At 63.3% G+C, this 20,875-nt stretch carries 19 protein-coding genes and 1 pseudogene; 6 read left to right on the top strand and 14 right to left on the bottom strand.

The window, feature by feature from the left end:
- Position 1 precedes the first annotated feature (1 nt).
- The 5 genes from XH96_RS11425 to XH96_RS11445 are packed head-to-tail and all read left to right on the top strand — an operon-like array spanning position 2 to position 7,397.
- A complete protein-coding gene (locus XH96_RS11425) occupies positions 2-943 on the top strand; it encodes an ABC transporter permease (RefSeq protein ID WP_194392580.1) in 942 nt (313 codons plus the stop codon).
- Between the two features lie 18 nt (positions 944-961).
- Positions 962-1,837 (top strand): ABC transporter permease, encoded by an 876-nt coding sequence (locus XH96_RS11430; protein WP_194392581.1) that lies wholly within the window; start codon positions 962-964, stop codon positions 1,835-1,837.
- Positions 1,838-1,840: 3 nt separating this feature from the next.
- Complete coding sequence (locus XH96_RS11435) at positions 1,841-3,484, top strand: ABC transporter ATP-binding protein (RefSeq protein WP_194392582.1); 1,644 nt, start codon at positions 1,841-1,843, stop codon at positions 3,482-3,484.
- 56 nt (positions 3,485-3,540) lie between these two features.
- Entirely contained in the window at positions 3,541-5,619 is a 2,079-nt protein-coding gene (locus XH96_RS11440) for a hydantoinase/oxoprolinase family protein (protein WP_194392583.1), read from the top strand.
- Positions 5,616-7,397, top strand: coding sequence for a hydantoinase B/oxoprolinase family protein (locus XH96_RS11445; protein WP_194392584.1), 1,782 nt, complete (start codon positions 5,616-5,618; stop codon positions 7,395-7,397). Before XH96_RS11440 ends, XH96_RS11445 begins: the two co-directional genes overlap by 4 nt.
- Positions 7,398-7,421: 24 nt before the next feature.
- Here XH96_RS11445 and XH96_RS11450 read toward each other — a convergent pair whose 3' ends face one another.
- From XH96_RS11450 to XH96_RS11505, 13 genes and pseudogenes are all read right to left on the bottom strand, one after another.
- On the bottom strand, positions 7,422-8,573 hold the full coding sequence (locus XH96_RS11450; RefSeq protein ID WP_194392585.1) for a PotD/PotF family extracellular solute-binding protein: 1,152 nt from the start codon (positions 8,571-8,573) through the stop codon (positions 7,422-7,424).
- A gap of 1 nt (position 8,574) precedes the next feature.
- Entirely contained in the window at positions 8,575-9,408 is an 834-nt protein-coding gene (locus tag XH96_RS11455) for a GntR family transcriptional regulator (RefSeq protein WP_246790054.1), read from the bottom strand.
- A 12-nt stretch (positions 9,409-9,420) separates the two neighbouring features.
- Positions 9,421-9,564, bottom strand: a pseudogene (locus tag XH96_RS39820) (hypothetical protein); the annotation flags it as partial.
- A gap of 233 nt (positions 9,565-9,797) precedes the next feature.
- Positions 9,798-10,052 (bottom strand): hypothetical protein, encoded by a 255-nt coding sequence (locus XH96_RS11460; RefSeq protein WP_194392587.1) that lies wholly within the window; start codon positions 10,050-10,052, stop codon positions 9,798-9,800.
- Positions 10,053-10,482: 430 nt separating this feature from the next.
- On the bottom strand, positions 10,483-10,641 hold the full coding sequence (locus XH96_RS11465; protein WP_194392588.1) for a hypothetical protein: 159 nt from the start codon (positions 10,639-10,641) through the stop codon (positions 10,483-10,485).
- A 225-nt stretch (positions 10,642-10,866) separates the two neighbouring features.
- On the bottom strand, positions 10,867-11,469 hold the full coding sequence (locus XH96_RS11470; protein WP_194392589.1) for a VOC family protein: 603 nt from the start codon (positions 11,467-11,469) through the stop codon (positions 10,867-10,869).
- 46 nt (positions 11,470-11,515) lie between these two features.
- Positions 11,516-12,235: an SDR family oxidoreductase gene (locus tag XH96_RS11475; protein ID WP_194392590.1), complete on the bottom strand. Its 720-nt coding sequence runs from the start codon at positions 12,233-12,235 to the stop codon at positions 11,516-11,518.
- Entirely contained in the window at positions 12,232-13,086 is an 855-nt protein-coding gene (locus XH96_RS11480; protein WP_194392591.1) for an ATP-binding cassette domain-containing protein, read from the bottom strand. Before XH96_RS11480 ends, XH96_RS11475 begins: the two co-directional genes overlap by 4 nt.
- On the bottom strand, positions 13,083-13,958 hold the full coding sequence (locus XH96_RS11485; RefSeq protein ID WP_194392592.1) for an ABC transporter ATP-binding protein: 876 nt from the start codon (positions 13,956-13,958) through the stop codon (positions 13,083-13,085). The genes XH96_RS11480 and XH96_RS11485 overlap by 4 nt, the downstream gene beginning before the upstream one ends.
- On the bottom strand, positions 13,955-14,842 hold the full coding sequence (locus tag XH96_RS11490) for an ABC transporter permease (protein WP_194392593.1): 888 nt from the start codon (positions 14,840-14,842) through the stop codon (positions 13,955-13,957). Before XH96_RS11490 ends, XH96_RS11485 begins: the two co-directional genes overlap by 4 nt.
- Complete coding sequence (locus tag XH96_RS11495) at positions 14,835-15,842, bottom strand: ABC transporter permease (RefSeq protein ID WP_194392594.1); 1,008 nt, start codon at positions 15,840-15,842, stop codon at positions 14,835-14,837. The genes XH96_RS11490 and XH96_RS11495 overlap by 8 nt, the downstream gene beginning before the upstream one ends.
- 30 nt (positions 15,843-15,872) lie before the next feature.
- Positions 15,873-17,411 (bottom strand): ABC transporter substrate-binding protein, encoded by a 1,539-nt coding sequence (locus XH96_RS11500; protein ID WP_194392595.1) that lies wholly within the window; start codon positions 17,409-17,411, stop codon positions 15,873-15,875.
- Between the two features lie 84 nt (positions 17,412-17,495).
- Positions 17,496-18,728: a dienelactone hydrolase family protein gene (locus tag XH96_RS11505; RefSeq protein ID WP_194392596.1), complete on the bottom strand. Its 1,233-nt coding sequence runs from the start codon at positions 18,726-18,728 to the stop codon at positions 17,496-17,498.
- Positions 18,729-18,932: 204 nt separating this feature from the next.
- Between XH96_RS11505 and XH96_RS11510 the strand changes: the two genes are divergently transcribed.
- Entirely contained in the window at positions 18,933-19,526 is a 594-nt protein-coding gene (locus XH96_RS11510; RefSeq protein WP_194392597.1) for a winged helix DNA-binding protein, read from the top strand.
- Between the two features lie 235 nt (positions 19,527-19,761).
- Here the strand turns inward: XH96_RS11510 and XH96_RS11515 are convergent, their stop codons facing one another.
- On the bottom strand, positions 19,762-20,793 hold the full coding sequence (locus tag XH96_RS11515) for a leucyl aminopeptidase (RefSeq protein ID WP_194392598.1): 1,032 nt from the start codon (positions 20,791-20,793) through the stop codon (positions 19,762-19,764).
- Positions 20,794-20,875 lie beyond the last annotated feature (82 nt).

The following is a 20,875-nucleotide window of genomic DNA, read 5'->3' on the forward strand; positions in this document are numbered from 1 at the left end:
GATGTTTGGCTATATCGTCAGACGCTCCGTGATGACCATCCCCGTGATGGGGGTGGTCGCACTCATCGTGTTTGCCCTGCTGCATTTCGCCCCGGGCGATCCGGCAGCAATCATGGCTGGCGATTCAGCCTCTCCGGCGCAGCTCGCCGAGATCCGCGCACGGCTCGGCCTCGATCAACCGCTCCACATCCAGTTTTTCTACTGGCTCGGCCAGCTCGGCCAGGGGCATTTCGGGACGTCGTTGCATTCGCACAAGCCGGTCGCCGAAATGATCTCGTCGCGCATCGGGCCGACGCTCTCGCTCGCCGTGACGACGATGACCTTCTCCCTGCTGGTCGCCATTCCCATGGGCGTCTACGCCGCCTGGGCGCGCGGCCGGCTTAGCGACCGTCTGGTGATGATGATGGCCGTACTCGGCTTCTCGACGCCCGTCTTCGTCACCGGCTATGCGCTGATCTACCTCTTTTCGCTGAACGCCGGCTGGTTTCCGGTACAGGGATTTACCCCGCTGGCCACCGATCCCGTGCGTTTCCTGCAAACGGCAACGCTGCCGACGCTGACGCTGTCGGCCGTCTATGTCGCCCTCATTGCACGCATCACCCGATCGAGCGTGCTGGAGATCCTGGGCGAAGACTTCATCAGGACGGCCAGGGCCAAGGGCGTCCCCGAGGCGCGCGTCGTGCTTCGTCATGCGCTGCGCAACGCAGCCGTGCCGATCGTCACGGTGGCAGGCTCGGGCGCCGCCTTCCTGATCAGCGGTGTGGTCGTGACGGAAAGCGTCTTCAACATCCCCGGTCTTGGCCGGCTGATGGTGGAGTCGGTGCTTGCGCGCGACTATCCGCTGATCCAGAGCCTGATGCTGCTCCTGTCGCTGATCTACATCCTCATCAACCTCGGGATCGACGTCCTCTACATGGTGTTCGATCCACGCATCCGGGCTTGATCGGTGGGAGAACTAGACATGAAAATGTCCGCCGTCTTGCCTGCCGCGCGGGAGCGCCGTGCCGGGCAGTGGCGCGCACGCCTGCGCGGCAATGGACTTACGATCGCAGCTTCAGCTTTCCTGGTGTGTCTTGTTCTTGTTGCGATCTTCGCGCCGCTGCTGACCAGCGCCGATCCGATTCTGATCAACGCCGTGAACCGGTTGAAGGCGCCTTCGGCGCAATTCTGGTTCGGCGCTGACACGATGGGGCGCGATCTGTTTGCCCGCGTCGTCTACGGCGCGCGGACGTCTCTGGTCGTCGGCGTCGTCGCGGCGGGCGCATCGCTGCTGCTTGGCCTGTTGATCGGCCTTGTCTGCGGCTATTTCCCGATCGTCGACAGCGTGCTGATGCGGGTCATGGACGGCATCATGTCGATTCCGTCCATCGTGTTCGCCGTGGCGCTCGTCGCTATCACCGGTGCCAATCTGGTCACGGTGCTGCTCGCGATCGTGCTTCCCGAATTTCCACGTGTTGTGCGCCTTGTCCGCGGCCTTATTCTCTCGCTGCGCAACGAAGCCTATGTTGAGGCGGCAGTCTCGCTCGCGACGCCGGCCTGGCGCATCCTGCTCAGCCACATGCTGCCGAACACGCTGGCGCCGTTGATCGTCCAGGGGAGCTTCATCCTGGCGTCGGCCATCCTGACGGAAGCGGTGATGAGCTTCCTTGGCGTCGGCTTGCCGCCGGAGGTCCCGTCCTGGGGCAACATCATTGCCGACGGTCGCTCCTATTTCCAGCTCAGGCCCGGCCTCGTCTTCTTTCCCGGCATCCCGCTCGCATTGACGGTGCTTGCCATCAATCTGATTGGCGACGCCTTGCGCGATGCGCTCGATCCAAAACTCGCGCGCAGGGGCTGATCCATGACGGAGATCAATGCGAACGCGGATGTGCTGCGCATCGAGGGGCTGACCGTCGCGTTGAAACAGTCTGGTACGCCGGTCATCGATGACATCTCTTTTGGCGTTCGCGCCGGCGAGACGCTCTGCCTGGTCGGAGAGTCCGGCTCGGGCAAGTCCGTGACGTCGCTCGCAGTGATGGGCCTGCTGGATCCAGCTGCGCTGGAAGTCGCAGGTGGCCGCATCACGGTCGATGGTGCGGACGTGTTGTCGGCCGGCGCCGAGGAGCTGCGCCGGATGCGGGCGTCCCGGATGTCGATGGTGTTTCAGGAGCCGATGACCGCGCTGAACCCAGTCGAGAAGGTCGGGGCGCAGGTCGAGGAGGTGCTGCGGGTGCACGGTGAGGGCAATGCGGCCTCGCGCCGCCGCCGTGTGCTGGAGATGTTCGAGGCCGTGCGGCTGCCGAACCCGGAGCGCATCCACGCCTCCTATCCGCATGAGCTTTCGGGCGGACAGCGTCAGCGCATCGTTATCTCCATGGCACTGATCATGAACCCGAAGCTCCTGATCGCGGACGAGCCAACGACGGCGCTCGACGTCACCACCCAGCGGCAGATCCTGTTGCTGATCTCGGAATTGCAGCAACGGTTCGGCACGGCGGTCCTGTTCATCACCCATGATTTCGGTGTGGTTTCTGAAATCGCCGACCGGATCGTCGTGATGAATCGTGGCAGGACGGTCGAAATCGGCAGTCGGACGGACGTCTTGTCGAACCCGCAGGCTGACTACACACGGATGCTGGCATCTGCGGTTCCGAGCCTCGTGCCGCCGCAGAGGCCTGCCTCGACCGATCCCGAGGTGCTGAGCGTCTCGAATTTGGCGATGTCGTACAAGGTCGGCGACCTCTTTTCGCCCCGGCCGCCGGTGCACGCGCTGAAAGCGACCGACATGAGCCTGCGACGCGGCGAGATCCTTGGCATTGTCGGCGAGTCCGGCTCGGGCAAGACGACGCTTGCCCGGTGCATCACCCGGTTGATCCGGCCGTCCGACGGCTCGATCGTGCTTGATGGCGTCGACATTTCGCGGCTGGGGGAAACAGCGCTCCGCCCGCATCGCCGCCGTCTGCAAGTGGTATTTCAAGATCCGTTCCGCTCGCTCAACGCCCGCAAGCGTGTGCGTGATATCGTCGTTGAAGGGATGCTGAATTTCGGGACGCCGAAGAGCGAGGCTTATGAACGCGCCGCCGTGCTGCTCGAGCGGGTCGGATTGTCGCGGGACATGTTGATGCGCTTTCCCCACCAGTTTTCCGGCGGCCAACGCCAGCGCATCTGCATCGCGCGTGCGCTGGCGCTCGACCCGGACGTTCTTGTCGCCGACGAGTCCGTCTCGGCTCTGGATGTGTCCGTGCAGAAGCAGGTGCTTGAACTCCTGCGCGGCATCTGCGACGAGCGCGGTGTCGGCATCCTCTTCATCACCCACGATCTGCGCGTTGCCGCGCAGATTTGCGACCGGATCGCGGTGATGCGGGACGGGCAGGTGGTCGAGGCCGGTACGGCACACGCGGTGCTGGCGACGCCTGAGCATTCCTATACGCGCGAGCTGATCGCCGCAGCTCCCGGCCGCGACTGGGATTTCGCGAACTTCCGACCCTATGGCCAGCCGGCGTGAGCCGGCATTAGCCGCCGGCATGACGGTCGACAATCGATGCAAGAAGACGAGGTGAGATGAAAACGATCGGCGTTGATGTGGGCGGAACGTTCACGGATCTCGTCTGCTGCGACATGACCAGTGGTCAGGTTGTCATTCACAAGGTATCCACGACTCCGCACGATCCGTCCGTCGGCGTCATGCAGGGCGTGAAGGAGCTGTGCGAGAGTGCGGGGGTCAAGCCATCGGAGATTGCCTACGTCTTCCATGGTACGACGACGGCGACCAACGCGGTGCTGGAGAACAAGATTGCCCGTACGGGCATGATCACGAACGAAGGTTTTCGTGACATCATGCATATCGGCCGGCACCAGCGCGTCGAGCACTATTCCATCATGCAGGAGCTGCCCTGGCAGAACCGGCCCCCGGTCGCGCGGCGCTATCGCAAGACGGTCGCCGGCCGCCTCGCACCGCCCGACGGCAGGGAACTCGTTCCTCTCGATGAAGCCAGCGTCCGTCGCGTGGCGGAAGAATTGAAAGCGGAGGGTGTCGAAGCTGTCGTCATCTGTTTCCTGTTTTCGTTCCTCAATCCCGCCCATGAGCTCCGCGCCCGTGCGATCGTGCAAGAGGTCATGCCCGACGCTTTCGTCACGACCTCGTCGTTCATATCGCCCCAGTTCCGTGAGTTCGAACGCTTCACCACGGCGGCACTCGCCGCCTCCATCGGTCCGAAGGTGGAGCGCTATATCGCAAATCTCGAAGCCGCGCTGGCGAATCTCGGCATCGCCGGCGAACTCCGGATCATGGCCTCGAATGGCGGCGCCGCGACCGCGCGCATGGTGACGGAGAAGCCGGCGCTGACATTACTGTCCGGCCTTGCGGCCGGCGTATTGGGGGGAGCTTGGGTCGGCGAACTCGCCGGCCGAAACGATCTGATCACCTTCGACATCGGCGGCACGTCGGCCGATATCGGCATCATTCGCAACGGCCGCTTTGCAGAGACGGATGCGCGATCGACCTCGCTGGCCGGCTTTCCTCTGCTGATGCCGATGATCGACGTGCACACGATCGGTGCCGGGGGCGGCTCGATTGCACATATCGATCGCGGCGGCGCCTTCCGCGTCGGGCCGCAGAGCGCAGGCGCTGTGCCGGGACCGGCGGCCTATGGACGCGGCGGCAACGAGCCCACCGTCACCGACGCCAATATCGTCCTCGGCCGGCTCGATCCGGATAATTTCCTCGGTGGTGGCATGAAGCTCGATGCCGAAGCCGCGCATCGGGTTATTGCCGAGCTCGCAGAGCGGCTCGGCCTGCCGATTGACGAGGCCGCCGAAGGCGTGCTGACCGTGGTCAACGCCAACATGGCCAACGCGATCCGCTCGCGCACGGTGCAGAAGGGCATCGATCCGCGCCGCTTTGCGTTGATCGCCATGGGCGGCGCCGGCCCGCTGCATGGGGCGGACGTCGCCGCAATGCTGTCGATCCCGGAGATCATCGTGCCGCCATATCCCGGCATTACCTCCGCGATCGGCTTGCTGACGACGGATCTGAAATACGACGAGGTGCGCACGCAGTTCCAGACGTCGCAGGCGCTCGATATCGATCGGCTGAGCCGCAATTTCGCGGAGATGGAAGCGTCATTGGCCGCGCGCCTCAGGGCGGATCGCGTGCCGGATGATGCCGTCAGTTTCCTGCGCAGTGGCGACTTGCGCTACGTCGGTCAAGGCTACGAGTTGAAGATCGACTTCCCGGCAGGTCCGACGACGCCGGATGCGATGGCCAAGGTCTGGCGGGAGTTTCACGACAGGCATGCCGAGGAATATGGCCATGCCTTCACGGCCAGCGTGATCGAGATCGTCAATATTCGGGTCACCGGCATCGGCGCGCTGCCGAAGCTGCCGCCGCAGGTGGCACCCAAGGGCGGCTCGCTCGCGCAAGCGGAACTGCGCAAAGGCCGTTGTACGTTCCGCATCGCCGGGACGCTGAAGTTGTTCGACACGCCAGTCTATCGGCGCACGGCCCTGCCGGTCGAGGTCCCGTTCGCGGGACCGGCGATCATCGTCCAGCAGGACAGCACGACGGTCGTGCCGCCGGGAGCGGAGGCCTGCGTCCATCCATCGGGCAGCATCATCATCACCTTGGGAGGCCGCGTATGACCGCAGATCAGCCGAACGGCGAGAGCCGCATCGATCCGATCACTGCTGCAGTTATCCAGGGCGCGCTCGATAACATCGCCATCGAGATGGGCCACAAGCTCATGCGCATGAGCTACTCGTCCATCATTCGTGAGTCCGAGGATTTCGGCACCGCATTGACCGACGCGCAGGGCAGCCAGCTTTGCGAATGCCGAATGTCGACACCGCTGCAGTCCGGTCCGATTCCGGGATACATTCGCCATCTGCTGAAGACAATGAAGGAACGCGGCGAGGTGATCCGTCCCGGCGACGTCATCATGCACAACGATCCCTATGGCGGCGCAAGCCATGGGCCCGACGTTGCCTTCTGCGTGCCGGTCTTCCACAACGACGAGCTCGTCGGTTTCTCAGCCACGACGGCCCACCATCTCGATATCGGCGCTCTCTCGCCCGGGAGTTGCGGCATCGTCGATGCCGTCGACACCTACGCCGAAGGGCTGCAGTTCAAGGCGATCAAGGTCTATGATCAGGGCCGCCGCGTCGATCCGGTCTGGCACATCCTGCAAGCCAACCTGCGCGCGCCGCATCTCGTTGTCGGCGACATGGAGGCCCAGATCAAGGCAGCAAGGATCGGGGCGGATCGCTATCTTGAACTGATCGGGACGTGGGGGCTCGACAAGCTCAGGGCCGCACATGCGGACCTGATGGATTATTCCGAGCGGCTGATGCGCAATGCAATCCGTGCGTTGCCTGACGGCGACTATGGCGCGCTCGGGCATATCGACGGCTATCTCGACGATCCCGATCCAGCCCGCAAGGATTTGCAACTGGCAGTCACGCTTCGCATTCGAGGCGATTCCATGATCGTCGATCTCACCGGCACGGCGCCGCAGATTCCGGACAAGCCGGTCAACATGCCGTTCGAGGGGACGGTGGATTGTGCGGTCTGGCTGACGCTGCGCTCGATCCTGCTCGACAGCGTTATTTACGGCAACATTCCGCAGAACGAGGGGTTGACGCGTCCGATCACCATCGTCGCCCCGAAGGGGTGTCTTGCAAATCCCGAGTTTCCGGCGCCGGTGATCGCGCGCTTCTGTCCCGGCAACCAGCTCGCCGACACCCTGATGAAGGCGTTGGCGCAAGTGGTGCCGACCAAGGTATCGGCAGGCATCGGCAATCTCCGCATCGCCTCGTTCTCCGGCTTCAAGGACGGGCGGCACTGGGTGCACATGGAGATCCTCGAAGGCAGCTATGGCGGCCGCGCCGGGCTCGATGGCATGGATGCGGTGGACACGCTCTATGCCAACACGAGAAACAATCCGATCGAAGACATCGAGATGCACCTGCCGCTACGCGTTAACCGCTACGAACTGCGCGAAGAGGCCGTGCCAGCGGGCCGCTGGCGCGGCGGCATCGGAAGCGTGCGAGAATTCGCCTTTCTCGATGATGGTGGCTTTTCGATCGAGGGCGACGGCCACAAATACCAGCCGTGGGGTTATGACGGCGGTCACGATGGCAGGACCGCATCGATCACGCTCGTTTCGAACGATCAAGTTGCGAAGGACCTGGTCTCGAAGGTTTCCTATGTCAAGGCAAGGCCAGGTGACCGTCTGATCTGCCTTGGCCCATGCGGCGGAGGATATGGCAACCCTCTGGAACGTGATCCGGAGGCTGTGCTGCACGACGTTCGCGAAGGTTATTTCGGTCCCGACACGGCGCTCGAGGACTACGGGGTCGTTGTGAGCGAAACAGGGATTGATCTCGCCGCGACACGGGCCGAACGGTTGAGCCGCCAGTGATCGGTAGGCCGGCGCCGCGGATACTCACGCTTCGAGGAATTCCCGCCAGCGGCGGACCAGATAGGTGTGCTCGTCCATGAATGTATTCCATACGCGCACGCGCCCCATGCGGGTCGCGCAAGAGCCTCCCTCGCGCACGTGTCCGACGGGAATCGCGGGCTCGCCGAACGGATCGGGCAGGGCTCTTGCAGCAGGCAGGCCGTCATACCAGTAGTCCCACTCGTCCTGCTCCAGATAGCTGCGCGCACGCTCGGGGAAGAAGGCGTAATAGCCCTGACGCGAGAGGCACGCACTTGGCCATCCCTCGGCCCACCAGTTCAGATAGGCATAGGCGGCGTCGAGCGCCTTTCCATGGGTCGCTGAGGAGATGCAGAGATCGGAATGCCAGCCGCGGCCCCCCTCGATGGGGCTGGCAATGATCACAGACAGTTTTTCTCGGCGCAGACGCGTCGCACCCGGCGTGAACATGCTCTGCACCAGCGCCCCGCGTTGCATGAGACGCGCGGCCTCCTCGTAGTTTGACCAGACGCCGCGAAAATGACCGAGCTTCTTGAGCTGGATCAGGGCATCGGCGACCAGATCGATGTCCTCGATGGAGAGGTTGCCGATGTCGTCGAAACTGATATTTCGGGAGGCTTCCGTCGCCAGGGCCGCCTCGATCATTCCGAGCACGGGATCTGATAGCAGCCCGACATGGCCCCGCAGCCGATCGTCAAAGAGCCAGCCCCAGCTTTCGCGGACATCCGCACCGATCAAGTCGCGAACCGCCGGCTGATAGGCGAAGCAGTCGACGCCGCGGAGAACAGGCAGCATCGACACGTGACCGCTCGGCGCGGATCCGAGTTCGCCGTCCGCCTGAAGGAACAACTTGCGCGTGACGGTGGGGGGCGACAATGCATTGAGTGGGGGGCGCGAGATGGCGCGCAGGGCGGCGGCGCAGGTCAGGCGGTCCAGCGCGATCGGCTGGATCGCCCTGGACGTCCAGATGAGATCGATCGTGTGCCATTGGTGATAGACATCGAACGTCTCCGGCGCCGTGACGACGCGGCGTAATCCATCCAGCGTATCGACGACGTCGAATACGATATCAATATCAAGCGCGCGCGCAGCCTCGGCCTTCAGCGGCTCGGGCACGAATTCCCGTCGGGCGATGACGCGGAGGCGCGGGCGGCTCATATCAGTGGATTCGCGTCAGATAAGGCAGATCGTTCGGCGCGTCAAAGATCGACAGAACCTTGAGCCTCGCTCGCGTGCGCTGGTGCTGTAGGTCGAGGTGACGCCTCAACGCCTGCCCGGCACCCTCGGAATCCCTCCGAATGAGGTGAGCAAGGACAATGTCGTGCTCGTCGAGCAGGTTGGATTCGTCCTGTACGCCGATATGCTCACGAAACAAATCATCGACAACCGGCGCAATCTGCAAGTTCATGACATTAGCCACCATGCGGCGGTTGCGGCATCCGCCTGGGAGTTCGCGATGCAGCGCGGCTTCGGCGCCGGCGATCTCGTTGATTGTCAGGACGTCGTCTCGCCTGCGCAATATCTCGATTTCTTGCCGCATGGCCAGCAGACGCTTCTGGTCCACGCGGGACGCCGCGTCCATCAGCGCTTGCGGCTCGAGAAGACGGCGCATTTCGTGAGTCTCGTCCAGCGCCCGGGCCGAGAGAGGACCAACAATCCAGTGGGAGCTGCGGCTCTTTTCGACGTGACCCTGCGTGTCGAGGCGCGCGAGCACCTCGCGGGATACCGTGCGACTGACGCTGAAATGGTCACAGATGCCCGTCTCGGAAATCTGGAAGGTCCCGAAAGGAATGGCACGCAGCACACCTTGTTTGACCTCTTCGAGGATTGTTTCCCAGCGCGGCGCGAGTGGTGTCGATTTGCCGCTCTCGAGCAGTGACAGATCGAGGTCCAGCAGATGCAAGTTCTCGCGCCCCGGCTGTCCAGCCTCCTGGGTCGTGCCTCCCACGACGTAGCCGTGCTGGGGATGAAGGACGAGGACACCTTCTTCCATGAGCTGGTCGAGCGCCCGGCGGACGGGCGGGGGGCTCAGGGCCAGCCGGTCTGCGACGGCGGCTGTATAGAGACGAGTTCCACGTGGAATCCGCCCCTGACGGATGTTCTCCTTCAGAAGAGTTCGAACAAGGCTGTAGTACCCCTTACTCCGCATGGTCCTTGAACAACGGCGAGCGACTGCCAGAAAGACTGTTGATCTACTATTTGTAGAATGTGCTGATGATCATCCGCAAGGACCGCGGGCGCCGGACGGGGCGATCGGGGCTTGCCTGATTAGGCTCAAAAATTGTATAGATATTTCAATCGCATACGAGTTCGAAGTTTATTCTGAGGGGCGCGCCATTCGTCTCTGCTTTCACTGGTTCTTCTCTATACGCCCGATCGGCGTTACCGAGTGTTACCGTAAGACGGCGGCACGCCCTTGAGCGCCGCTCCGATGTCGATCAGCGCCCTTCGCCTGACGATCCGGACCTGGAAGAACGGATGGCTCGAATAGAGATCGAGCAGATCGGGGATTTCCGTGCCCCGCTCGATGCGCTGGGCCTCTGGCTCGAAGACAAGTGCCTCCCCGCCGCCGTGATCGTTCAGCCAACGTAAGATTGCGTACCGCGGGAGCGCGTCGTTCTCCTCTTTCTGCGGCACGGGATCCAGGAGTTAAAGAGCCGTTTGGGCTAGCCTGCGCGATCCGAAACGCTGATGCCATTCCGGCGATCGATGGCGTTCCAACTCTAGAGGAAGGTCCATCGTAGTCCGGCTATGCGATCGCGTACGATGGCACCGGCATCGCGACGGTCATCCGGCGCGAGGCCGGGTCCGGCCGTTTGTTTTCGATCGGACGGCGGCTCTTCGAAGACGGGGCGTTCGAGTGCCTGGCCTTCGAGTTCATGCCCGCGCTTGCGATTTCCCGCGCCCGATCGTGACCGCTCGGTGCGCACGTTCGAGCAGACGCTGCTCGACAACTCGGGCGAGTTCTGGCGCGGACGACTCCAAACCCAAGGCGACCACGCGCGCCGGTGCCGGCATGCAGCGAGGACGTTCTCATGAGCTCGAGGTTCGCGAGCGGGACGATGCGCTACGGCGCCCCGCGGGCGCCCCGGCGGTTGCCGACCCGGTTGTTCGGAATGTAACGAATGATATTGGCCATCCGCAGCACGATCACGAACGCGATCGCCGCCGCGGCCCACAGCGCCGGCTGGATCAGCCGGTCGCCATCGAAACCATTGAGGTTCATGTATTCATCTCCACAATTCGCAACTGGGCGGCCCTGCTAACCAAAGGCCACACCCAGAATGCCGGAAGCGGAAATATGAATACGGCCCCTCCTTCGCAAGCGCGATGTCGAGTAAAGCCGTGCCATTGGGGACTTGACGGGAGCCGAAATTGCGCGGCCGAGCAAGCCATCAGAAGCCCGTTCAGCCGCGGAAAAATCAGGTCGTGAATTCGTCTATGGCTCGCGTCACTTTGTTGGCTCGGTCGTCGACCACAGCACGGTCTTGGCGTTCTTCTCATACGCCATGCCCTTGGGGTAGCTGATCAGCTCCATCTGCATTCCCCACGGTGTCAGGAAATAGAGGATGGATTGACCGGCCGCCGGCCCCTCGTTCACGGGAATCGGTCCCTGCATGGTCTTGACGTTCTTCGATCGCAGATACTCGGCAGCCTTTTCGATGTCGTCGACATAGAGCGCGATGTGGTGGCCTCCGATATCGCCGTTCTTCGGCAGCGTCTTGGCCTGGTCGGGTGACTGATACTGGAACAGCTCGATATTGGAGCCGTAGCCGCAGCGGACCATGCTGATCTCGTCGATGACAGCGCGCGGGTTCACGTTGACGACGTCCTGCATGAAGGTGCCCTTGTCGTCCATGAACGGTCCGAACGACATCGCATGCGAGCAGCCGAGGACGTCGGTAAAGAACGCAGTCGCGGCCTTCACGTCCGGCACGGTGATGCCGGTGTGGTCGTGCCCACGCAGGCCCGGAATGGAATCCGCCGAAGCCGGCAGGATCGAGGCACCGAGCGACAGCGCGGCGGAGGCAAGCAGTACTCTCAACGGGATCATGATCGCTTCCTTTTGGTTCGCAGTAACGCAACGTCAGACGTGAAACTCAACCCGGCGACGCCAGCTGGCGTTCGACACCCTTGGGATCATGGGCAAGGCCTTGTGCAAGGCCGCGCGCCATCTCGCCGACATAGATCTCCTCCTCGCCGGCCTCGAAGCCATCGACAATTTCCTTCGCAGCATCCGCGGTCGTCATCTTCGGGATAGTCAGCATCGCAGTCATGCGGGTGTCGATCGCACCGGGAAGTGCGGCAACGACACGCACGCCCTTCGGGCCGAGATCGCCGCGCAAGCCCTGCGTCAGGCTGAGGCCCGCCGCCTTTGAGGCGCAGTAGGATCCCATGAATGGCAGATTTACGCGTGCGAGGATGGTGAGGATGTTGAGGACCGCCCCCTTGTTCCTGACCAGCGCGGGCGCGAAGGCTTTGGTCACCCGCAGCGGCGCGAGATAGTTGAGCTCAATCTCCTCGCGGGCGATCGCAAGATCGGGAGCGACCATGAAGCCGGTATTGTGATTGACGCCTGCATTGTTGATCAGCACTGTAACATCGCCGAGCTGGCCGGCGGCTTTCGCCACATCGTCGTCGCTTGTCACGTCCATCTTGACGGGCTCGATGCCGGCCGAGGCTGTCATGGCGGCAACATCGCGCGCGGTAGCATAGATCTTCGCAGCCCCCCGCGCCTTCAGTTCGGCAATGAGCGCCTGCGCGATCGCGCCGGCAGCACCCGTGACGAGGACGACGGAACCTTTGATTGTCTCGGTCATGCGGCTGATCCTTGCTGTTGCGGAGAGACGACCGAGGATTCATCGAGCCAGCCCGGCTCGACGTCGGGCAACGGAATCGCGGCGAGCAATTGCCGCGTATAGGCGTGCTGCGGAGCACCGAACACGCGTGCGACCGGGCCGGATTCGACCACTTCGCCGTGGTGCAGGATTGCGACGTCGTCGCAAAGCACACGCACGACCGAGAGGTCATGGCTGATGAACACCATGGTGAGGCCGAGCCGCGCGCGCAACTCCTTCAGCAGCAGCAGGATGTGCGCCTGGGTCGAGACGTCGAGACCCGACACGATCTCGTCGGCGACGATGAAATCGGGCTCGAGCGCAAGGGCCCGTGCGATGCCGGCGCGCTGGCGCTGGCCGCCGGACAGTTCGTGCGGATAGCGGTTGGCGAAATCGGACGGCAGGCCGACCAGATTGAGCAGCGCTGCCGCACGCTCGCGCTGATCACGCTTGCCCTTCAGCCGCCCGTGCACGCCGAGCGGGCGCGTCAGCGTCGTACCGAGCCGCAGCCGCGGATTGAGCGAAGACTGCGGGTCCTGAAAGATCATCTGGATGCGCGCGCGCAACGGGCGCAGCGCGGCCTCGTCGAGCTGACCTATCTCGACGCCGTCGAACTGGATGCCACCGGAGGTCGGCTTCAACAGCCGCACCAGCAAGCGGCCGAGCGTGGTCTTGCCGGAACCGGATTCCCCGACGAGACCCAGCACCGAGCCACGCGGCACCGCGAGATCGACGCCCTTGATCACTTCGCGAAGAGTCGGTTTCCCGAACAGGCCGTTACGCTGAGGATAGCCGAAGCCGAGGCTACCTGTCCGGAGCAGGATATCGCTCATGCCGCCCCCGCCGCCGGAACCTGATCGAGCCGGTGCGCCTCCGACCACAATTGGTCGGTGAGATCAGGCGGCACCGGACGCAGCGCCTCGGCCGGCCGGTCGGCGCGCGGCGTTGCGGCGAGCAGCGCACGGGTATACGCATGGCGCGGTCGCACCAGCACGTTGGCCGTCTCGCCCTCCTCCAGCACTCGGCCGGCATGCAGCACCGTCATGCTGCGGCAGATCTTGGCGACCACGCCGAGGTCGTGGGTGACGAACAGCACGGCGCTGCCGTGGCGCAGGCGCAGCCTCTCGACGAGCTGCAGCACCTGGCGCTGGACGGTAACGTCGAGCGCCGTGGTCGGCTCGTCGGCAATGACGAGCGCGGGATCGCAGGCAAAAGCCATCGCAATCAGCACACGCTGGCGCATGCCGCCGGAGATCTCGTGCGGATAGAGCGACAGCACCCGTTTGGGTTCACGGATCGCGACCTCGTTCAAAAGGTCGGTGGCGCGCATCAGCGCCGCACGTTTCGACAGTCCGAGATGATGCCGCAGCAAATTGCCGATCTGTCCTCCGATGCGCTTGACCGGATTGAGCGAGGTCATCGGATCCTGGGGGATCAGCGCGATGCGACGGCCGAGCAGGTTACGACGCTCTGCCTCTTGCATGGCGAGGAGATCGCGGCCCTCGAAAGCGATGCGCCCTGCGGTGACGCTCGCGTTCGCCGGCAACAGCCCGAGCACGGCACGACCGAGCATGGACTTCCCGGCGCCGGATTCGCCGACCAGGCCGCGGACCTCGCCCGGCTGCACCTCGAGACTGACCCCACGCAGCACATTGGCGGCACCGATCGCGACCTTCAGCCCCTCTATCGTGAGCGTCGCCGTCATGAGCGTTGCACCGGATCGAGGGCGAGCCGCAGGCCGTCGCCGAATAGATTGAGGCCGATCACGCTGGTGATGATGCAGACGATCGGCAACGCCATGATCCACGGCGCCTGATAGACGATCTGGCGGCCCTCGGCGATCATGCTGCCCCAGGTCGGCGTGTCGCCGGCCACCGAGATGCCGACGAAGGACAGGATGACCTCGACCAGGATCGCAATCCCCATCTCGACGGCGAGGAGGGTGACCAGCAGCGGAACGAGGTTGGGCAATATCTCCAGGCGCAGCAGCCTGGCCCGGCTGAGGCCGATCACTTGCGCGGCGGCGGCATAGTCGCGCGTGAGCTGCACCATGGTCTCGGCGCGAATGACGCGGGCAAAGCGTGTCCAATCGACCACCACGATCGCGGCGATCACCGAGGTCAGTCCGGCGCCGATCACCGCAGCCAGCACGATCGACAGCAGCACCGGCGGAAAGGCCATCCAGACGTCGATCAGCCGCGAGATGGACTGATCGACCCAGCCGCCAAAACTCCCGGCAAACAGGCCGAGCGCGACGCCGATCAGCGCCGCGAGCGTTGCCGCGATCAGTGCGACCATTACCGCGGTGCGCGCAGAATAGATCAGGCGCGACAGCACGCAGCGGCCGAGGCTGTCCGTGCCGAGGAGATACGTGTGATCCCCGCCAGTCATCCAGGCCGGCGGCAATTGCGCCGACATCAAATCCTGCTCAAGCGGATCGTGCGGCGCGAACACGGGCGCGAATATCGCGGCCAACATCAGGAGAGCGACCAGCACCGCGCCGATCCAGAGACGCGGACCGCTCCGCCTCAAGCCCGCAAGCAGGCGCGACGGCGGCGCGGCAAGAGCGGCGATTGCGATGTCAGCCATGGCGCAGCCTCGGATCCAGCATGGTGACCACGAGATCGACCAGGAGATTGAGCGCAATGAACATCACCGCAAAAGCCAGGACCAAGCCCTGGATCAGCGGAAAGTCGCGGTTGATCACCGCATCGATCGCCATGTTGCCGATACCCTCATAGGAGAAGATGCGCTCGACCAGCACGGTCCCACCGAGCAGCAACGTCACCTGCACGCCGCCGAGCGCGACCGTCGGGATCAGCGCGTTGGGAAATACCTCGTGCAGCAGGATGCTCGGGCGCGAATAGCCGCGGGCGCGCGCGACCTGGGCATAGTCCTGGTCCTCGGACTCCGCCAGCGACGCTTTCAACAGACGCGCCACCAGGGCGGCAAACGGCAGCGCCAACGCGAGCGCCGGCAGGATCATGTGATGCAGAAGCGCGAAGGCGATGTCGAAGTGGCCGGTCAGGATGCTCTCGATCAGGAAGAAATTGCTGTGCAGGTTGAGGTCGATCTCCGGATCGACCCGGCCGGAGATCGGCAGCAGCGGAATCAGCACACCAAACAGCAGCAGCAGGATCAGCGCCCAGAGGAAATCCGGAATCGCGAGCAGCACGCCGATGCCGCCATCGACGACCCATTCGGCGCGCCGGCCCCGCAGTAGAATGCCGACAAGCGCTGCGACAACGCCGAGCAAGACGGCGATGATCGTCGCCACCAGCGCAAGCTCGATCGTGGCCGGTAGTCGCGCCAGCAGCAGTTCCAGCACGTTTTGCCGCACGCTGATGGAGCGGCCGAAATCGCCGCTTGCGACCTGGCCAAGCCAGGTCGCAAATTGTTGGAGGATCGGCTGGTCGAGGCCATAGAGCGCACGGAGCCGGCCGATGTCGGCCTCCGAGGCGCCGGGCGGGATCATCATGGCAATGGGATCGCCCGGCACGATGCGCAGCAGCACGAAGACGATCACCGCCACACCGAACAATGTGGGCGGGACGAGGACGAGTCGTCTGATCAGCTCGCCCCATCGCATCCTTGTGCCCCCTTTTTCGAAGCCGGCGACTCAAGCCGGCGTGACGAGCTGCGGAAGGATCATGCCGTTGGATTGCGACACGACCTTGAGACCCTTCTTGTGGATGATCGGCTGGACATATTGGAACAGCGGGATCACCTCACCCTCCTCGGCGATGTACTTGTCGACGGCCTTGTAGCCGGCGATACGCTTGGCCTCGTCTTTCTCGCCCCAGAGAGGCCCGATGCGCTCGACGAGATCCTTGCCCTTCCAGGCGCAATGCGGCGATGGACCGAACATCGCAAAGCCGGTCGAGGTCGAGGGATCGCCGATCGCGTTGCCCCAATTGTAGAAGGCGGCCGGCGCCAGCGCGTGGCGTGCGCGCAACTCGAAATGCTTGGCGATCTCGTATATCTCGATATTGGCGTCGATGCCCACTTTGCGCCACATGCCGACGATCGCCTGGATCATCTCGAAGTCCTTCGGCTTGAAGCCGCGCGTGGTCTGGATCGTGAACTTCACCGGCTTGTCCGGAGAATAGCCGCTCTTGGCGAGCAGGCTTTTCGCAAGCTGGGGATCGTATGCAACTTTGATGGAGGGATCGAAGGCCGCATAGCCTGGCGCCTCAAGTGTCGAGATCGGAACGCCGTAGCCCTTAAGAAGCCGGTCGACGATCGCCTTCTTGTCGATCGCATGGTGGGCGGCGAGCCGCACGTTGCGGTCGAGCATTGGGTCGATGTCGGTGATGAAGATCATCGCGATGTCGGACACCGGCTTGGTCTGTCCTGCCAATCCCGGCTTGGCTTTGAGGCGGTCGAACTCCTCGTAAGGGATCTCGAAGGTGAGATCCGAGCCACCGGACTCCATCTCGGCGACGCGGCTCGTCGGATCGGTGATAAACTTGAACACTACGGTCTCGAAAGCCGGCTTGCCGCCCCAATAGCCAGGATGCGCCTTCAGCCGCAGGAAGGCGTTGCGCTCGAAGGCATCAACCTTGTAGGGACCCGATCCGATCGGCGCCTTCTCGAAACCTTCGGCACCGACCTTCTCGAAATAGGCCTTAGGCAGAATATAACCGGTGAGGAACGCCATCCATTTGAACAGCGTCGGCTCGAACTCGAGCACGTCGCCGGTGATGGTGTTGCCCTCGATCTTGTAATTGCCGACCTTGGACCAGACGAACTGAATGGGATTGCCGCCCTTCGGATCGGCGGCGCGGGTGAGCGACCACACCACGTCCTCCGGCGTCACCGGGGAGCCGTCATGCCAGGTCGCGCCCTTGCGCACGTCCATCGTGATCTTGCTGCGATCCTCGTTCCAGCCCCATTTCGTCAGCAGCCCGGGCTTGAAGGAGAGGTCCGGCGCCTGGCCGATATAGGGGTCGAACACCGCCTGATAGATCGACTGGATGGTCGGGTTCACGGCCGAGAGGCCGACAGTCGGATCGAACGACGGCACGTTGACGTTGTAAGCGATGGTCAGCGTGCCCGGCGTAGCGGCAAGTGCGCCACCGGTGAGACCCGAGGTGAAAGGCAGCGCGGCGACGCCGCCGGCGAGCTGGAGAAGCGAGCGACGAGAGAGATACGACATGTTCATGACCCCCAACACGATGGACGAGAGATTGCGAGCATTTGCGAGAACGGCGCCGCAAGCGGCGCCGTGGATCAGATCTGCTTATTTCCCGGCGCTCTCGGACCAGCGCGCCATCAGCGTGTTGGAGGGTAGCGATTCATCGACCAACTTCCTGGCGGTCTCGACGCCGGCCACCGGCAGCTTGCTTGGATCGATCAGGCCGATCTGCACCAGCACGGATGCCTGGTCCCAATAGATGTGCTCGTTGTAGAGCTTGTCGCCACGGAAGCGCACGATCGCCACCAGGGGGATCTCGACATACTTGCCGGTCGGCGGCACGCCGGGCAGCATCCAGTCGATCTCGATGTCGTGGGTGAAGCAGAACAGCATCTCGTCGACGATGCGGTCCGAGCCGATAGTGCGCGAGATCGGCACCAGCTTGGTGTCCTGCGGTGTCTTCGGAATGAAGTGGTTCTTGTAGAAGCGCAGCAGGTCACGATAGCCCACGCCACCCGTCATAGTCGGGATGTGGTTGACATAGGGCTCGGCAACCATGGTTGTCATGGTCTGCTCGGCCGACCGCGTCGCGAATTCGAGTTCGGTGTGCTTGTCCCACAGCGCCGAGAGGTCGTAGTGCGGGCCCAGCACCTTCCGGAACAGCGCGATCGAGCGTGTATAGGCCATCAGCGTCGCGGGCTTGTTGAAGCTGGTGCGCTCCGGCGCAGCGAAGGCGTGGTCGCAACCGGGGTAGAGGTAGAATTCGATCTCAGGCCGCCCCTTGAAAGCCGCCATGATCTGCGCACGCGCTTCCGCCGGAGCAAATCGGTCGAGCTCGGCAAAATGGAAGACCACGGGGCTTTTGACGTCGGCCGCTTCGCCAAGATCGGCCTCGATGCCGACGCCGTAATAGCTGACGGCGCAGTCGACATCCGTCCGTGCGGCAACGAGATAAGCAAGCTTGCCGCCAAGACAGAAGCCGAGCGCACCGACCTTGCCCTTGCATTCGGGACGCGCGCGCAGCACTTTCAGCGCGTCGGCGGCGTCCTTGATCGACTGGTTGACATCGAAGCGCTGGTAATAGCCCATTGCCTTGCCGAAATCGGCCTCGGTGTAGCCAAGCTCGACGCCTGGCTCCATGCGCCAGAACAGATCGGGTGCGAGCACCACATAGCCTTCCTCGGCGTAGTGGTCGGCAACCTCACGAATCGATTTGTTGACGCCGAAAATCTCCTGCAACAGCAGGATGCCGGGACCGGCGCCCGACGCTGGGACCGCGAGGTACCCCTTGAACGTGCCGCCATCCTTGGCAGCGATCTCGATCCACTGTCCAGCCATCGTGACCGTCCCCTCTTCTCGTTGAGCCCCTGGAGCCTTCCCTCATCACGGCGCGTCTGTTTGACGCGTCGGGCACGAGGCGAAGACGGTTGCCTTTTCATCATGCTTTCTTAATTGAATTTTTAATGTAAGAATCGAACTTGTAAATAGCATAGATTGAGCACAGCCTGCCCAGGCAGTAAGCGAGCGCGGAATCAGGAGACGATGTTGAGGAAGACGCAGAAGGCGGCCGCGCGACGAACGGGCACCGCCGCGAGAGACAAGCAGCGGCCGGCCGCGACGGAGCGGCCAGGCTCGTGGCACTTGGCGCGCACCGAGACCGAGCTGCGCCTCTCCGAGTTCGAGTTCAGGCTGGAGCGGCTGGCACAAGCCTATTATCGCTGGAAGGCTGCCTGCCTTGCCGCCGTCTGCGACGCGCCGTTGACCGGAGACGATGTCGCCGTGCTCAACGTGGTGCGCATGGGCGATGAACCCAAGCGGCTGTCAGAGATCGGCCAGCTGCTCAATCGCGTCGACGTCCCCAATCTGCAATATGCGACCCGCAAGCTTGTGAAGGCCGGTTTGATCGAGACCGAGGGCTCGTCATCGCGCAAGGAGACGCGCTACCGCGCGACCGATCGGGGCCACGACGTCACTGAAGCCTATGCAGCCTTGCGCGCGGAAACGCTCCCGCCGATGTTGGAAGCATTGGACGGCTGGGCCGAAAAGTCGGAGGCCATGGGCTCCCATCTCGAACTGGTGTCGAGCCTCTATACGCAGGCCGCCCAGGCCGCGATCATACGGCGGCATCAGCCCTGAAGCTCCTGAAGCTGCTGTGCAGTCTCGCCCCTGATTGCAGAGGAGAGATCGGTGTGCCCGGAATGACTCGAAGGTCGCATGTTCGAGTCATGCCGGGATCGGCAGACCTGCCTCGACTGAAGCTGTCGTATTTCGATCAGCTTGTTGTCGCGGGGCGAAGAAGCGCGGTCCTTGAACGGCAGGCTAGGAATCGCCTGAGCTGGCAGGCCGGTAAGACCGCTGGTCTGATCTCGCCTCAATTGCGGCTCATCTGAATATCCTTCACGACGACGTCGCCGTCGATCACGATCGCTTCGTCATCCAGCAGCAGCGAGCAGTTGCGCATGGGAATGTCGAGATGGCACGCGGTGGTGTTGGGGCCGCCGAGTTCGTTGTTGGGGCCGGTCGAAAACATGACATTGCCGTAGAAGCTGCGCGGCTCCATGCCCATCCCTCCGGGAAATTCGCCGGGGACGAAATTGTGCCAGCGTGCCTGAGGGTTCATGCCCCAGCCGACATGGCTCATGCCGTAGCCGCGCTTATCGTTGAAGGATTCCATGTAGGCCTTGACGATCTCGGCCTCGAGCCCGCCCCTGATGTCGGTGACCCAGCCTCGCTCGATCGTGTAGGTGATGGGATCGCGGACCATGATGTTCTGCGGCAACAGGATGTCACCGGTCGCGACCACGATCTGCCCATCGACCCCGTCATCGTCGCCGCCGGTGAAGACGAAGCCGGAAGGCCAATGGTCCCAGCGGCCCGGCGTGTCGTTGCAGGCATATTCGGCGATCGTGTCATAGGTATTCAGCTTGTAGGTCACGTCGGTGCCGTGCGGCGAGGTGATCCGCATCACCTTGGCCGCGTCGAGAAGGCCGGCGGCGATCTCGACCTTCTCGCGCAATTCGGGATAGGGCTGCATCCGTGCCAGCAATTCCGGCGGCTCGACCGCAGTGAGAATGCGAGTGCCTGCGGCCTGAATGGCGAACTGTTCCGGCGAGAACAGCAGGAAGACGCAGTCGATCAGCATGTCGCAATTCTTCAGGGCCTCGACGGCGTCGGGCATGGCGGCCAAGCCGGTCACGCCGACGTTCCAGCCGGCAGTCGGCAGCGGCGCAGGCAGCCGCATGTGATACATCCGCGCGCCGAGCCGCTGGCCCGCGGCCATGAAGGCGTCGGCGTAGGACAGGCGATCATTGCCCTGGGTCAGAACAACCAGGCGCTCGCCGTCGCGTACACCGGACATCTTGAGTTGATGCAGGCAGATTTCGGTGAAACCGGCGTGGTCCATGATTCCTCCTCTTTCTTGGAGGGATAAATTAAACGGCGGATTAATTTAATGGCAAGCCCATGTGATAGGCAGGCTATGAGGC

Origin of the sequence: Bradyrhizobium sp. CCBAU 51765 (assembly GCF_015291725.1) — a bacterium.
In the GTDB taxonomy this organism is placed as follows: Bacteria; Pseudomonadota; Alphaproteobacteria; order Rhizobiales; family Xanthobacteraceae; genus Bradyrhizobium; species Bradyrhizobium liaoningense.